The 14,608-nt window shown below is 55.6% G+C and carries 12 protein-coding genes; 9 read left to right on the top strand and 3 right to left on the bottom strand.

The features are described 5' to 3' along the window. Positions 1-209 precede the first annotated feature (209 nt). The 5 genes from ssuE to ssuB are packed head-to-tail and all read left to right on the top strand — an operon-like array spanning position 210 to position 4,436. Positions 210-785: an NADPH-dependent FMN reductase gene (gene ssuE / locus QQF33_RS18910; protein WP_282492398.1), complete on the top strand. Its 576-nt coding sequence runs from the start codon at positions 210-212 to the stop codon at positions 783-785. Then, positions 778-1,728 carry a sulfonate ABC transporter substrate-binding protein gene (locus QQF33_RS18905; protein ID WP_285158420.1) on the top strand — a complete coding sequence of 317 codons (951 nt, stop codon included), beginning with the start codon at positions 778-780 and terminating at the stop codon, positions 1,726-1,728. The genes ssuE and QQF33_RS18905 overlap by 8 nt, the downstream gene beginning before the upstream one ends. Further along, positions 1,725-2,870, top strand: coding sequence for an FMNH2-dependent alkanesulfonate monooxygenase (gene ssuD, locus QQF33_RS18900; protein ID WP_285158419.1), 1,146 nt, complete (start codon positions 1,725-1,727; stop codon positions 2,868-2,870). The genes QQF33_RS18905 and ssuD overlap by 4 nt, the downstream gene beginning before the upstream one ends. Before the next feature lie 10 nt (positions 2,871-2,880). Continuing rightward, positions 2,881-3,672, top strand: a complete 792-nt coding sequence (gene ssuC, locus QQF33_RS18895; protein WP_100780699.1) for an aliphatic sulfonate ABC transporter permease SsuC — start codon at positions 2,881-2,883, stop codon at positions 3,670-3,672. After that, positions 3,669-4,436: an aliphatic sulfonates ABC transporter ATP-binding protein gene (gene ssuB / locus QQF33_RS18890; RefSeq protein ID WP_285145413.1), complete on the top strand. Its 768-nt coding sequence runs from the start codon at positions 3,669-3,671 to the stop codon at positions 4,434-4,436. Before ssuC ends, ssuB begins: the two co-directional genes overlap by 4 nt. Positions 4,437-4,526: 90 nt before the next feature. Here the strand turns inward: ssuB and pepN are convergent, their stop codons facing one another. Further along, positions 4,527-7,139, bottom strand: a complete 2,613-nt coding sequence (gene pepN / locus QQF33_RS18885; protein WP_285158418.1) for an aminopeptidase N — start codon at positions 7,137-7,139, stop codon at positions 4,527-4,529. A 265-nt stretch (positions 7,140-7,404) separates the two neighbouring features. Between pepN and pncB the strand changes: the two genes are divergently transcribed. From pncB to aspC, 4 genes are all read left to right on the top strand, one after another. Next, positions 7,405-8,607, top strand: a complete 1,203-nt coding sequence (gene pncB / locus QQF33_RS18880; protein ID WP_285155648.1) for a nicotinate phosphoribosyltransferase — start codon at positions 7,405-7,407, stop codon at positions 8,605-8,607. Positions 8,608-8,771: 164 nt separating this feature from the next. Then, complete coding sequence (gene asnS, locus QQF33_RS18875; RefSeq protein ID WP_282492391.1) at positions 8,772-10,172, top strand: asparagine--tRNA ligase; 1,401 nt, start codon at positions 8,772-8,774, stop codon at positions 10,170-10,172. Positions 10,173-10,778: 606 nt separating this feature from the next. Next, entirely contained in the window at positions 10,779-11,858 is a 1,080-nt protein-coding gene (locus tag QQF33_RS18870; RefSeq protein WP_285158417.1) for a porin, read from the top strand. A gap of 184 nt (positions 11,859-12,042) precedes the next feature. Continuing rightward, positions 12,043-13,233 (top strand): aspartate transaminase, encoded by a 1,191-nt coding sequence (gene aspC / locus QQF33_RS18865; protein ID WP_282492389.1) that lies wholly within the window; start codon positions 12,043-12,045, stop codon positions 13,231-13,233. A 76-nt stretch (positions 13,234-13,309) separates the two neighbouring features. Here the strand turns inward: aspC and QQF33_RS18860 are convergent, their stop codons facing one another. Together QQF33_RS18860 and QQF33_RS18855 are read right to left on the bottom strand one after the other, a co-directional pair. Continuing rightward, complete coding sequence (locus QQF33_RS18860) at positions 13,310-13,957, bottom strand: MBL fold metallo-hydrolase (RefSeq protein ID WP_282492388.1); 648 nt, start codon at positions 13,955-13,957, stop codon at positions 13,310-13,312. A gap of 15 nt (positions 13,958-13,972) precedes the next feature. Beyond that, positions 13,973-14,524: a YcbK family protein gene (locus QQF33_RS18855; RefSeq protein ID WP_282492386.1), complete on the bottom strand. Its 552-nt coding sequence runs from the start codon at positions 14,522-14,524 to the stop codon at positions 13,973-13,975. Positions 14,525-14,608: the final 84 nt, after the last annotated feature.

Here is a 14,608-nt window from a genome sequence, read left to right as displayed (position 1 = left end):
TTATCAGCGATCGCGCCGGGAAAGGGAATTGACCTGCGGCAAAAAATCCTCGTAAAGCGCAATCGTTTACCTTTCTGCTTCTTTCTTATGCAATTTTCGGCATTTTAATTTCAGATAAATCATTTAGTGGAATCACCCCGCAATGTCACACTCCTGAAAATTGTTATGAATGTTAGGTAAAAGCAAACAAATAGTTATAAGGAGCAAACATGCGCGTCATCACGTTGGCCGGAAGTCCGCGTTTCCCTTCACGCTCCAGCGCCCTGCTGGAGTATGCCCGCGAGCAACTCAATTCGCTGAACGTGGAGGTGTGTCACTGGAATCTGCATAACTTTGAGCCGGAAGATCTTCTTTATGCCCGCTTCGACAGTCCGGCGCTGCAGGCGCTGATTGAGCAGCTCAAAGGCGCTGACGGGCTGATTGTCGCGACGCCCATTTATAAAGCGTCGTTTTCGGGCGCACTAAAAACCCTGCTCGATTTGCTGCCTGAGCGTGCCCTGGAGGGAAAAGTGGTGCTTCCGCTAGCCACCGGCGGCACCGTCGCCCACATGCTGGCGGTAGATTACGCCCTCAAGCCGGTTCTGAATGCGCTGAAAGCGCAGGAGATCCTGCACGGCGTGTTTGCGGATGACTCGCAAATTGTCGATTACCAGCACAAGCCGCAGTTCACCCCCAACTTACACCTGCGCCTCGATACCGCGCTGGAAACCTTCTGGCAGGCACTGCATCGCCGCGACGTGCAGGCCCCCGCCTTTGGTCGTCTGAAAGGAGTCGCCCATGTTTAAAACTCTTTTGACCGCCCTGGTTGCGGTCTCTGCGCTGGCACAGGCGGCAGAACCCGCGCCGGAAAGCCTGCGCATCGGCTACCAGAAAGGCAGCGTCAGCATGGTGCTGGCGAAAAGCCATCAGCTGCTGGAGAAGCGCTACCCGAACACCCAATTCTCTTGGGTTGAATTCCCGGCCGGGCCGCAGATGCTTGAGGCGCTGAACGTTGGCAGCATTGATTTGGGTAGTACCGGCGACATTCCGCCGATTTTTGCGCAAGCCGCAGGCGCTGATCTGGTCTACGTCGGCGTTGAGCCACCGAAGCCGAAAGCGGAAGTGATTCTGGTGCCCGAGAACAGCCCGATCAAAACCGTCGCGGATCTGAAAGGCCATAAAGTCGCGTTCCAGAAAGGTTCCAGTTCGCACAATTTACTCCTGCGCGCCCTTCAACAGGCGGGCCTGTCGTTCAAGGATATTCAGCCCATCTATTTAACTCCCGCGGATGCCCGCGCGGCGTTCCAGCAAAACAATGTCGACGCCTGGGCAATCTGGGACCCGTACTACTCCGCGGCGTTGCTGCAGGGTGGCGTGCGGGTGCTGAAAGATGGTGAAACGCTGAAACAGACCGGTTCGTTCTACCTGGCCGCTCGCCCGTATGTGGAAAAGAACGGCGAATTTGTTCAGGGCGTGTTGAATACCTTTAGCGAGGCGGACGCGCTGACCCAGAGCCAGCGCCAGGAAAGCATCGCCCTGCTCGCCAAAACCATGGGCCTGCCGGAGCCGGTGATCGCCAGCTATCTGGATCATCGCCCGACGACGGTGATCAAACCCGTTGACGCCAAAACCGCCGTCCTGCAGCAGCAGACCGCGGACCTGTTTTACGAGAATCGTCTCGTGCCGAAGAAAATCGATATTCGCGACCGCATCTGGCAACCCTCTGACAAAGAAGGATCGAAATCATGAGTCTGAATCTGTTCTGGTTTTTACCGACCCACGGTGATGGGCATTATCTCGGCACCGAAGAGGGCGCGCGCCCGGTGGACTACGGCTATCTGCAGCAAATTGCGCAGGCCGCCGACAGAATCGGTTTTACCGGCGTGCTGATCCCGACCGGACGCTCCTGCGAAGATGCATGGCTGGTCGCCGCCTCAATGATCCCGGTCACACAGCGCCTGAAATTCCTGGTGGCCCTGCGCCCAAGCGTGATCTCCCCGACCGTCGCCGCTCGCCAGGCCGCAACGCTCGACCGCCTTTCAAACGGTCGCGCGCTGTTTAACCTGGTGACAGGCAGCGACCCGCAGGAGCTCGCGGGCGACGGCGTGTTCCTCGATCACACGGAACGCTACGAAGCATCAGCGGAATTTACCCGCGTCTGGAGACGTTTGCTGGAGGGTGAGACCGTCACTTACGAGGGGAAACATATTCGCGTTCGCGACGCGAAGCTGCTGTTTGCCCCGGTACAACAGCCGCGTCCCCCACTCTACTTCGGCGGATCGTCCGATGTGGCGCAGGATCTGGCCGCCGAGCAGGTCGATCTCTATTTGACCTGGGGCGAACCGCCGGAACTGGTGAAAGAGAAAATTGAGCTGGTTCGCGCCAAAGCCGCCGCACACGGGCGCAAAGTGCGTTTCGGGATTCGCCTGCACGTCATCGTGCGCGAAACCAATGCCGAGGCCTGGCAGGCGGCCGATCGTCTGATTTCGCACCTTGACGATGAGACGATTGCCAAAGCGCAGGCCGCGCTGGCGAAAACCGATTCCGTGGGCCAGCACCGGATGGCTTCTCTGCATAAAGGAAAGCGTGAGAATCTCGAAATCAGCCCGAACCTGTGGGCGGGCGTAGGCCTGGTTCGCGGCGGGGCGGGTACGGCGCTGGTGGGCGATGGTCCAACGGTGGCGGCGCGGATTAATGAGTATGCGGATCTCGGTATCGACAGCTTTATTTTGTCCGGCTATCCGCATCTGGAAGAGGCGTACAAGGTCGGTGAGTTGCTCTTCCCGCACCTGGACGTCGCGATCCCGGAAATCCCGCAGCCGCGCACGCTCCAGCTTCAGGGCGAAGCCGTGGCGAATGAGTTTATCCCGCGAAAAGTCGCGCAGAGCTAACGAGGTCCCTATGGCGAATCCATCCCAAAAATGGCTGCTGCGGCTGGCCCCCTGGTTTCTGCCCGTCGGCATCGTGATTGTCTGGCAAATCGCCTCGTCCGTGGGATGGTTGTCGAGCCGCATTTTGCCCTCCCCGGAGGGCGTCGTGGAGGCATTCTGGTCGCTCAGTTCCAGCGGCGAGCTGTGGCAACATCTGGCGATCAGCTCCTGGCGCGCGCTGATTGGCTTTTCCATCGGCGGCTCGATTGGCCTGACGCTGGGCCTCATCAGCGGCCTGTCCCGCTGGGGCGAGCGTTTGCTGGATACCTCAATCCAGATGCTGCGCAACGTGCCGCATCTGGCGCTGATCCCGCTGGTGATTCTGTGGTTTGGCATCGACGAGAGCGCCAAGATTTTCCTCGTCGCCCTCGGTACCCTGTTCCCGATCTACATCAATACCTGGCACGGTATTCGTAATATCGATCGCGGACTGGTGGAGATGGCGCGCAGCTACGGGTTGTCCGGCTTTGCGCTGTTTGTTCACGTGATCCTGCCGGGTGCGCTGCCGTCGATCATGGTCGGCGTGCGGTTTGCGCTCGGTCTGATGTGGCTGACGCTGATCGTCGCGGAAACCATCTCGGCCAACTCCGGTATCGGCTACCTGGCGATGAATGCCCGCGAATTCCTGCAAACCGACGTGGTGGTGGTTGCCATCATTCTTTACGCCCTGCTCGGCAAACTCGCCGACGTCAGCGCTCAGTGGCTGGAGCGTAGCTGGCTGCGCTGGAACCCGGCCTATTCCACGAAGGAGGCCAACGCATGAATACGGCTCGTTTAACTCAGGGCACGCCGCTCCTGCTTAATGGCGTTACCAAACGCTATGGCGATAACACCATTCTGAATGCTTTAGATTTGCACATCCCTGCCGGACAATTCGTTGCCGTGGTCGGACGCAGCGGCGGAGGTAAGAGCACCCTGCTGCGGCTGCTGGCCGGGCTGGAAGCGCCAAACGGCGGGGAGCTGCTGGCGGGCAATACGCCGCTGGCGGATATTCAGGATGACACCCGGATGATGTTCCAGGATGCGCGCCTGCTGCCGTGGAAAACGGTGATCGACAACGTCGGGCTGGGGCTCAAAGGCAACTGGCGGGACAACGCGCGTCAGGCGTTGAGCGCCGTCGGGCTGGAAAACCGCGCGGGCGAATGGCCTGCCGCTCTCTCCGGCGGACAAAAACAGCGTGTGGCGCTGGCGCGGGCGTTGATCCATCGCCCCGGCCTACTGCTGTTGGATGAACCGCTCGGGGCGCTGGATGCGCTGACGCGCATTGAAATGCAGGATCTGATCGAGTCGCTTTGGCAGGAGCATGGCTTTACCGTGCTGCTGGTGACGCACGATGTGAGCGAAGCGGTGGCGATGGCTGATAGGGTTTTGTTAATTGAGGAAGGCAAAATCGGGCTGGATGTGGCGGTGGATATTCCGCGCCCACGGCGCAAAGGATCGGCACGGCTGGCGGAGCTGGAAGCGGAAGTGCTGGAAAGAGTGATGAAGCGTGGCGCGACTGAAGTCCAGGTCCGGCGTCACGGGTAGAAAAAGGCCGGGCAGCGGCTTCGCCTTGCCCGGCCTACGAGTATTGTGCCGTTGTAGGCCCGGTAAGCGCTAGCGCCACCGGGCATTCACTCAGGCCAGCGCCTTCGTAATCTTCTCGAACAGATCGCCCGACAGATTTTCCAGCCCTTTCAACTGCTCCAGCGCGGCGCGCATTTTCGCCTGACGCGACGCATCGTAACGTTTCAGACGGATCAGCGGCTCAATCAGACGCGACGCCACCTGCGGGTTACGGCTGTTCAGCTCGGTCAGCATTTCCACCATGAACTGATACCCGCTGCCATCTTCCGCATGGAAAGCGGCCGGGTTGCTGCTGGCAAACGCGCCAATCAGGGAACGTACGCGGTTCGGGTTGCTCATGGTGAAGGAGCGGTGTTTCAGCAGATTGCGCACGTTGCTCAGCACATCCGCCGCCGGGCTGGTGGATTGCAGGATAAACCACTTATCCATCACCAGACCGTCCTGATGCCACTTGTCATCGTACTCCTGCATCAGCGCATCGCGGCACGGCAGCTCTGCCGCCACGCTCGCCGCCAGAGCCGCTAACGCGTCGGTCATGTTATCCGCTTCGTGATACTGCTTGCTGACCAGCGTGTTCGCCAGCTCGGTTTCACCAAACGCCAGATAGCGCAGACAGGTATTACGCAGGGAACGCTTGCCGATATCGGCGTGTTCCACGCGGTATTCGTCGAGCTTATTAGCGTTGTAGATCGCCAGGAACTCGTCGGCCAGTTCGGTCGCCAGCGTACGGGTCAGGGCTTCACGCACGGCGGTAATCGCGATCGGATCGATGATCTCGAACAGCTCGGCGATTTCGTTCGCGGAAGGCAGGGTCAGGATCTCAGCGGCCAGCGCCGGGTCGATTTTCTCATCCAGCAGAATCGCGCGGAACGCGTCGGCCACGTGTACAGGCAGCGACAGCGGCTGACCCTGCTGATGACGGTTCACGTTCAGTTTGATATAGGTTGCCAGCAGGCTCTGCGCGGCATCCCAGCGGGAGAAATCGTTGCGCGCATGACGCATCAGGAAGGTGAGCTGCTGATCGCTCCACTTATATTCCAGTTTCACCGGTGCGGAGAATTCGCACAGCAGCGCCGGAACCGGCTGGAAGTAGACATTATCAAAGATAAAAGTCTGCTCCGCCTGGGTCACATTCAGCACCTGATGCACCGGATGACCGCCTTTCTGCAGCGGGATCACTTTACCCTCGTTATCGTACAGCTCAATGCTGAACGGAATGTGCAGCGGGTGCTTCTCTTCCTGCTCAGCCGTCGGCGGCGTGCGCTGGCTGATGGTCAGGGTGTACTGCTCGGTTTCCGGATTGTAGTCATCTTTCACGGTGACAATCGGCGTCCCGGCCTGGCTGTACCAGCGGCGGAAATGGGAGAGATCGACGTTGGACGCGTCTTCCATCGCCTGCACGAAATCGTCGCAGGTGGCGGCGCTGCCGTCGTGACGCTCGAAATAGAGCTGCATCCCTTTCTGGAAGTTCTCTTCGCCGAGCAGAGTGTGGATCATGCGGATGATTTCAGAACCTTTCTCGTACACCGTCAGGGTGTAGAAGTTGTTCATCTCAATCACTTTGTCCGGACGAATCGGGTGCGCCATTGGGCTTGCGTCTTCGGCGAACTGCAGACCGCGCATGGTGCGCACGTTGCTGATGCGGTTCACGGCGCGGGAACCCAGATCGGAGCTGAACTCCTGATCGCGGAACACGGTCAGACCTTCTTTCAGGCTCAACTGGAACCAGTCGCGGCAGGTCACGCGGTTGCCGGTCCAGTTGTGGAAATATTCGTGGCCGATGACGCGTTCGATATCGAGGTAATCTTTATCGGTGGCAGTGTCGGTACGCGCCAGCACGTATTTGGAGTTAAAGACGTTCAGGCCTTTGTTCTCCATCGCGCCCATATTAAAGAAGTCGACGGCAACGATCATATAGATGTCGAGATCGTACTCGAGGCCAAAACGCTCTTCATCCCACTTCATGGAGTTGATGAGCGACGTCATCGCCCACGGCGCGCGATCGAGGTTGCCGCGATCGACAAACAGCTCCAGCGCCACGTCGCGGCCAGAGCGGGTTTTGAAGGTGTCGCGCAGCACGTCGAAATCACCCGCTACCAGCGCAAACAGGTAGCAGGGTTTCGGGAACGGATCCTGCCACTGTGTCCAGTGACGGCCATTTTCCAGCTCGCCCTGCCCCACACGGTTACCGTTGGAGAGCAGGTACGGATAGAGTTTTTTATCGGCAATGATTTTGGTGGTGAAACGCGCCAGAACGTCCGGGCGGTCCAGATACCAGGTGATATGGCGGAAACCTTCGGCTTCGCACTGGGTGCAAAGCGCCACGCCTGACTGATACAGGCCTTCCAGTGCGGTGTTGGACGCCGGGCTGATTTCGGTCACGATGCGCAGGGAGAAACGCTCTGGCAGATTATTAATGACCAGCTGGCTCTCTTCTTCTTTATAGTCTGTCCACGCTTCGTCGTTGACGTGGATCGAGACCAGCGTCAGGTCTTCACCGTCGAGACGCAGCGGTACAGCCGTCGCACTTTGGCGTGTGACCTGGCTTACGGCCGTGACAACGGTTTTGGTGGCATCCAGGTCAAAAGTCAGATCGATATCGCTAATCAGGTATTCCGGCGCACGGTAGTCGTGGCGGTATTTGGCTTGTGGCTGTTGTGTCATAGAAAACCTTATGCATCGTTTGTCGAATAACGAATCCAGTCTATTCCTGTTGTGTAAAACGCGCTACGCAGAATGTTCATCTTTTCAGGGCGAAAACCCAATTTTGCTACATTCGTATAACACGGGGCACGAAATGCTCTCGACCATAACGGCAGCTTATGTTGTGATCGGGGTTCAATAAATCGCTAAACAAGGTATACTCCAGCGGTTTCAATAGTTGTTTATTGTACTAAACGCTCCCGTGAGAGGATGCTACTGCGCACCTATGACTCAATTCGCTTCCCCTGTTCTGCATACACTGCTGGATACCGACGCGTATAAACTGCATATGCAGCAAGCCGTTTTTCACCATTACTATGATGTAGAAGTAGCGGCTGAATTCCGCTGCCGTGGTGATGACTTGCTCGGTATTTACGCTGATACGATCCGTGAACAGGTCGATGCCATGCAGCATCTGACTCTGCAGGACGACGAATACCAGTGGCTCTCTGGCCTCCCCTTCTTCAAAGCCGACTACTTAGACTGGCTGCGCGATTTCCGCTACAACCCCGAACAGGTCACCGTCACCAATAATAATGGTCGACTGCACATTCGTCTGGCCGGGCCGTGGCGGGAAGTGATCATGTGGGAAGTCCCGCTGCTGGCGGTGATCAGCGAGATTGTGCACCGCTACCGTTCGCCGGAAGTGGGCGTTGAGCAGGCGCTGGAAACGCTCGAAAGCAAGCTGGTTGATTTCAATCGAATGACGGAATCGGTGGATATGTCCCGTTTCCGTCTGATGGATTTCGGTACCCGCCGTCGTTTCTCTCGCGAAGTGCAGCAGGCCATTGTCGAACGTTTGCAGCAGGAACCGTGGTTTGTCGGCACCAGCAACTACGATTTAGCGCGTCGCCGCAACCTGACGCCGATGGGCACCCAGGCTCACGAATGGTTCCAGGCACATCAGCAGATCAGCCCCGATCTCGCCACCAGCCAGCGCGCCGCGCTCGCCGCCTGGCTTGAAGAATATCCGGATCAGCTGGGAATTGCCCTCACGGACTGTATAACGATGGACGCGTTCCTGCGCGACTTCGGGCCAGAATTTGCCAACCGCTATCAGGGCCTGCGCCATGACTCCGGGGATCCGGTGGAATGGGGTGAAAAAGCGATCGCCCATTATCAGAAGCTGGGTATCGATCCGCTCACCAAAGTGCTGGTCTTCTCGGATAACCTCGACCTGCCAAAAGCGGTCGATCTCTACCGCCAGTTCTCCTCTCGCGTTAACCTGAGCTTTGGGATCGGTACACGACTGACCTGCGATATCCCTCAGGTGAAACCGCTGAATATCGTGATCAAACTGGTGGAATGTAACGGCAAGCCGGTCGCCAAGCTCTCTGACAGCCCGGGTAAAACCATCTGTCATGACAAAGCCTTCGTGCGCGCCCTGCGAAAAGCCTTCGATCTGCCCCAGATTAAGAAAGCCAGCTAATCCTCTATCGGGGGCTTACCGGCCCCCTGCCTAAATTTTTACTAATTTATCTCTTTTCGCTGCGAAATCTGCTTGTCTGACGGCGGATGCCAGGTAACATAGATATCCCCCCTATAAGGGCGGACAAATATCTATTTTTTCCGACTATTAACAGAGAGAATATTATGAGCGTTGTGCCTGTAGCCGACGTACTCCAGGGCCGCGTCGCCGTTGACCAAGAAGTCACCGTGCGCGGATGGGTGCGTACTCGCCGAGATTCTAAAGCTGGCATCTCCTTCCTCGCCGTCTATGACGGTTCCTGCTTTGATCCTGTACAGGCCGTAATTAATAATTCTCTGCCCAATTACAATGACGAAGTTCTGCGCCTGACCACCGGCTGTTCCGTGATCGTGACCGGGACCGTCGTCGCCTCTCCGGGCCAGGGCCAGAGCTTCGAACTGCAGGCAACGTCTGTCGAAGTCACCGGCTGGGTTGAAGATCCAGACACCTACCCGATGGCGGCAAAACGTCACAGCATCGAATACCTGCGCGAAGTGGCTCACCTGCGCCCGCGTACCAACATGATTGGTGCCGTAGCGCGTGTTCGTCACACACTGGCGCAGGCGCTGCATCGTTTCTTCGACGAGCAGGGTTACTTCTGGGTGTCTACCCCGCTGATTACCGCATCCGATACCGAAGGCGCGGGCGAGATGTTCCGCGTTTCGACGCTGGATCTGGAAAACCTGCCGCGTACGCCAGAAGGCAAAGTCGATTTCGACCAGGACTTCTTCGGTAAAGAAGCGTTCCTGACCGTATCCGGCCAGCTGAACGGCGAAACTTACGCCTGTGCGTTGTCCAAAATCTACACCTTCGGCCCAACCTTCCGTGCTGAAAACTCCAACACCAGCCGCCACCTGGCGGAATTCTGGATGCTGGAGCCGGAAGTGGCGTTTGCCGATCTGAATGACGTGGCCGGTCTGGCTGAAGCGATGCTGAAGTATGTCTTCAAGGCGGTTCTGGAAGAGCGCGCTGACGACATGAAATTCTTCGCAGAGCGCGTCGACAGCGATGCGGTTGCCCGTCTGGAGCGTTTCGTCTCTGCAGATTTCGCCCAGGTGGATTACACCGATGCGGTGGCAATTCTGGAGAAATGCGGCGAGAAATTCGAGAACCCGGTTTACTGGGGCGTGGATCTGTCTTCCGAACACGAACGTTACCTGGCTGAGAAACACTTCAAAGCGCCGGTGGTTGTGAAAAACTATCCGAAAGACATTAAGGCCTTCTACATGCGCCTTAACGAAGACGGTAAAACCGTTGCCGCGATGGACGTGCTGGCCCCAGGCATCGGTGAGATCATCGGTGGCTCCCAGCGTGAAGAGCGTCTGGACGTGCTTGATGCGCGTATGGAAGAGATGGGTCTGAATCCAGCCGATTACAGCTGGTATCGTGACCTGCGCCGCTACGGCACCGTGCCGCACTCCGGTTTTGGTCTGGGCTTCGAGCGTTTGATTGCCTATGTCACCGGTGTGCAGAACGTGCGTGATGTGATCCCGTTCCCACGTACCCCACGCAACGCCAGTTTCTAAGCGCAACTATTAATAACGGCCAGCAACTGCTGGCCGTTATTTTATTCTGTACTGTCAATTTATGTCAGCCGAAAGTCAGTAACTTCCAATTGCAACCCCGCCAAATATTCCACCTGTTACGTTTTATTTCCACGAAACATCTACGAACAAAAAATAAACCGCATTCTTATTGCGCCTAATGCCATTGAAATGCTTTAGCACAAAAAACGCTCACTTACACAGCCACCTGGATGGCTAATGTAAACAATAAGAAAAAGTGAGTTGTTTAACTTCTGTTGATACGAAACGCCTTTATCAAAATTAAATATAAGCAATTCATATATATAGGAATGGGTTAGTGTTTTTATTCAGCAATCAGTTCTGAAATTTGAGGTGCTTCACAAAGTTCCCAATAATTCACATTTAGTTACACATTATTTCTTTTTGTTACTCAATCTTTATCTTTGTAGCACTTTCAGGCTAGCGAAACGGCTATATGAATGGAAAGATGCCTGTCAGATACATAAAGACACCTAACTCTCATCAATAGTTCCGGAAATATTTATTGACAGAATTTATTGACGGCAGTGGCGAGTGTCATAAAAAAACCAATGAGGGTAATAAATAATGATGAAGCGCAATATCCTGGCAGTGGTTATCCCTGCCCTGCTGGTAGCCGGTGCAGCAAACGCTGCAGAAATCTATAACAAAAACGGCAACAAACTGGACTTCTACGGTAAAGCTGTAGGCGAACACCAGTGGACTACCAACGGCGACTCTAACAACAACGACACCACCTATGCCCGTATCGGCTTCAAAGGTGAAACCCAGGTTAATGACCAACTGACCGGTTACGGCCAGTGGGAATACAACATGGACGCTTCCGCTCAGGAAGGCGCTCAGGGTACTAAAACTCGTCTGGCATTCGCTGGTCTGAAAGGCGGCGACTACGGTTCATTCGATTACGGCCGTAACTACGGTGCGTTCTACGATGCACTGGCTTCTACCGATATGTTCGTTATCTGGGGTGGCGACTCCCTGGCAGCAACTGACAACTTCATGACTGGCCGTAGCACCGGTCTGGCAACTTACCGTAACTCCAACTTCTTCGGTCTGGTTGACGGTCTGAACCTGGGTCTGCAATACCAGGGCAAAAACGAAAGTGGCCACACCGCATCTCGTCAGAACGGCGACGGCGGCAGCTACTCTCTGGGCTATGACTTCGGCGAAGGCTTCAACGTCACCGCAGCTTACACCAACTCTGACCGTTCTTCTTTACAGTCTCAGGACGGCAAAGGTAAACGCGCTGAAGGTTGGGCAACTTCTGCTAAATATGATGCAAACAACGTGTACGCATCTGTTATGTACGGCGAATCTCGTAACATGACTCGTGAAAACGACGACGAATTCGCGAACAAAACTCAGAACATCGAAGCTGTCGTTCAGTACCAGTTCGACTTCGGCCTGCGTCCATCCCTGGGCTACGTACAGTCTAAAGGTAAAGACCTGACCGGCCGTAATGGCTTCAGCGGTGGTGATGCTGACCTGGTGAAATACATCGAGCTGGGTACCTGGTACTACTTCAACAAGAACATGAACGTATACGCGGCTTACCGCTTCAACCTGCTGGACGAAAACGACTACACCCGCGCTGTGGGTCTGTCTACCGACGACCAGGCTGGTGTTGGTATCGTTTACCAGTTCTAATAAGCAGCCCTCTCTGCTAAATGCCTAGAAAACAGGACTTCGGTCCTGTTTTTTTATGGCTGAAAGAAAAAAATGGCGTCTTTTGAAAAGGCGCACGCTTTTTGTCGCAAACGGTTGGCATTTTGTAAATCTACCGTTAACCTGATAGCGGATTTCACTTCTGTAATCACAATGGAACCTCGTCATGTTTGAGAACATTACCGCCGCCCCTGCCGACCCTATTCTGGGCCTGGCCGATCTGTTTCGTGCCGATGACCGCCCTGGAAAAATCAACCTGGGTATTGGTGTCTATAAAGATGAAACCGGCAAGACTCCGGTCCTGACCAGCGTTAAAAAAGCTGAGCAGTATCTGCTGGAAAACGAAAACACCAAAAACTACCTCGGTATCGACGGTATCCCGGAATTTGGTCGTTGCACTCAGGAACTGCTGTTTGGTAAAGGCAGCACGATTATCAGCGATAAGCGTGCCCGCACAGCCCAGACGCCTGGCGGTACCGGCGCATTACGCGTCGCGGCGGATTTCCTCGCGAAGAACACCTCTGTGAAGCGTGTTTGGGTGAGCAACCCGAGCTGGCCGAACCATAAGAGCGTGTTTAACTCTGCAGGTCTGGAAGTGCGCGAATATGCTTATTATGACGCGGCGAACCACACGCTGGACTTCGACGGATTGCTGTCCAGCCTGAACGAAGCCCAGGCCGGTGACGTAGTGCTGTTCCATGGCTGCTGCCACAATCCAACCGGTATTGATCCGACGCTGGAGCAGTGGGAACAGCTGGCAAAACTGTCAGTAGAAAAAGGCTGGCTGCCGCTGTTCGACTTCGCCTATCAGGGCTTTGCTCGCGGTCTGGAAGAAGATGCTGAAGGCCTGCGCGCCTTTGCGGCTGTTCATCAGGAACTGATTGTCGCGAGTTCTTATTCCAAGAACTTTGGCCTGTACAATGAGCGCGTGGGTGCCTGTACGCTGGTGGCTGCCGATGAGCAAACCGTTGATCGCGCGTTCAGCCAGATGAAGTCGGTCATTCGTGCCAACTACTCCAACCCACCGGCACACGGTGCCTCAGTGGTCGCGACCATCCTCAGCAATGACGCCCTGCGCGCCATCTGGGAGCAAGAGCTGAACGACATGCGTCAGCGTATCCAGCGCATGCGCCTGCTGTTCGTGAACACGCTGGCGGAGAAAGGCGCGGATCGCGACTTCAGCTTCATCATCAAACAGAACGGGATGTTCTCGTTCAGCGGCCTGACTAAAGAGCAGGTTCTGCGTCTGCGCGAAGAGTTTGGTGTGTATGCTGTGGCTTCAGGGCGTGTGAACGTGGCGGGTATGACGCCGGACAACATGGCGCCGCTGTGCGAAGCGATTGTGGCTGTGCTGTAAAAAAGTCTGTCGGGTGGCGCTTACGCTTACCCGACCTACAAAAAAGCCTGCATTATGCAGGCTTTTTTAATGGGATTTACCAGACAGGCATTTCATCCTGTAGGAACGGGTTATGTACCCGCTCATATCCTAACGTCGACATCGGGCCGTGCCCTGGAATAAACGTCACATCATCGCCTAACGGCAGTAACTTCTGTTTAATCGACTGGATCAACTGACCGTGGTCGCCGCGAGGGAAGTCGCTGCGTCCTACGCCGCCTTTGAAAATCACATCGCCCGAAACGAGCAACCGTGACTGGTCGTCAAAGAAGACGATATGCCCCGGCGTGTGGCCCGGGCAGTGCAATACCTGAAGCGTCACGTTTCCGACGCTAACGCTCTCGCCTTCATTCAGCCAACGATCGGGCGTCAAAGGCTGACACTCATCGAGGCCAAACATCCGGCTTTGGGCAGGTAAACCCTGCAGCCAGAACTCATCTTCTTTTTCCGGTCCAATCACGGGCACACCGTAATGTTGTGCCAGCTCCGCCGCAGCCCCCACATGGTCAAGATGGCCATGGGTCAGCAAAATCTGCATCAGCGTCACGCCGGACGCTTCGACTTCCTGCTTGATCTTCTCAGCATCTCCGCCGGGATCGACAAGCGCGGCCAGTTTGGTTTGTTCACACCAGATTAATGAACAGTTCTGGGAGAACGCAGTCACCGGAATAATACGATAGTTCATACTGCTCCTTCATTATTACCAGTGCCGTGCTGGCCCGGTATCAATATGCACAAAGTTGCTACGTGGGTAATATCCTACACCACCTGCGCGCATAGATAACGCAGCTTTGCGAATATTGGCTAATGAAACGCCTTCGATGTGAAAATCCATCGCCTGTCCTTTGGTGTGGTAGCTTTTTTTGGCTACCCCACGGCTATGGGCGCGCAGTTCGTTATTGGTATCAATAGAGCGATAACCGGAAACGAGTTGCACCGGCTTGCGGGTTCCGAGCAGGCCCTGGAGGCGGAAAAGCTGATCAAACAATCCTGGGTCGATGGCTTTGATTTTATTCGCGCGGTAATCACGGAAAAAATGGTTGAGTCTTGCTAATTCATCCTGAATATAGCCTCTGCCATCGAAAAACTCCGCTTTCAACGTCTCACCGGTGTGAAGATTGTTGAGCGTTAAAATACGCGGACGTGGTGTCGAGAGGGTGGCAAATGCTGGCGTCGGTAAGATGGCCGCTGCGCCCAGCGCAACACCACCTAGCGCCAGCAGCTTGCGGCGATTAGCGTCAAATTTGTCCATGATAATCAGGTCTACAGGTCAATGTTATCGTAAATATGCTTAGCGCACGAAGGGCACCATAACTGCCAGAACTGTTGGCGTCAA

This window comes from Lelliottia wanjuensis, assembly GCF_030238365.1.
In the GTDB taxonomy this organism is placed as follows: Bacteria; Pseudomonadota; Gammaproteobacteria; order Enterobacterales; family Enterobacteriaceae; genus Enterobacter; species Enterobacter wanjuensis.
Note: the sequence above shows the minus strand (reverse complement) of the source record. Positions and strands in the feature narration are given on the sequence as shown.

Coding starts and splice junctions, on each gene's coding strand:
- ssuD (WP_285158419.1), top strand. CDS start 1,725: ATGAGTCTGAATCTGTTCTGGTTTTTACCGACCCACGGTGATGGGCAT.
- QQF33_RS18905 (WP_285158420.1), top strand. CDS start 778: ATGTTTAAAACTCTTTTGACCGCCCTGGTTGCGGTCTCTGCGCTGGCA.
- aspC (WP_282492389.1), top strand. CDS start 12,043: ATGTTTGAGAACATTACCGCCGCCCCTGCCGACCCTATTCTGGGCCTG.
- QQF33_RS18855 (WP_282492386.1), bottom strand. CDS start 14,524: ATGGACAAATTTGACGCTAATCGCCGCAAGCTGCTGGCGCTAGGTGGT.
- ssuE (WP_282492398.1), top strand. CDS start 210: ATGCGCGTCATCACGTTGGCCGGAAGTCCGCGTTTCCCTTCACGCTCC.
- pncB (WP_285155648.1), top strand. CDS start 7,405: ATGACTCAATTCGCTTCCCCTGTTCTGCATACACTGCTGGATACCGAC.
- asnS (WP_282492391.1), top strand. CDS start 8,772: ATGAGCGTTGTGCCTGTAGCCGACGTACTCCAGGGCCGCGTCGCCGTT.
- QQF33_RS18870 (WP_285158417.1), top strand. CDS start 10,779: ATGATGAAGCGCAATATCCTGGCAGTGGTTATCCCTGCCCTGCTGGTA.
- pepN (WP_285158418.1), bottom strand. CDS start 7,139: ATGACACAACAGCCACAAGCCAAATACCGCCACGACTACCGTGCGCCG.
- QQF33_RS18860 (WP_282492388.1), bottom strand. CDS start 13,957: ATGAACTATCGTATTATTCCGGTGACTGCGTTCTCCCAGAACTGTTCA.
- ssuC (WP_100780699.1), top strand. CDS start 2,881: ATGGCGAATCCATCCCAAAAATGGCTGCTGCGGCTGGCCCCCTGGTTT.
- ssuB (WP_285145413.1), top strand. CDS start 3,669: ATGAATACGGCTCGTTTAACTCAGGGCACGCCGCTCCTGCTTAATGGC.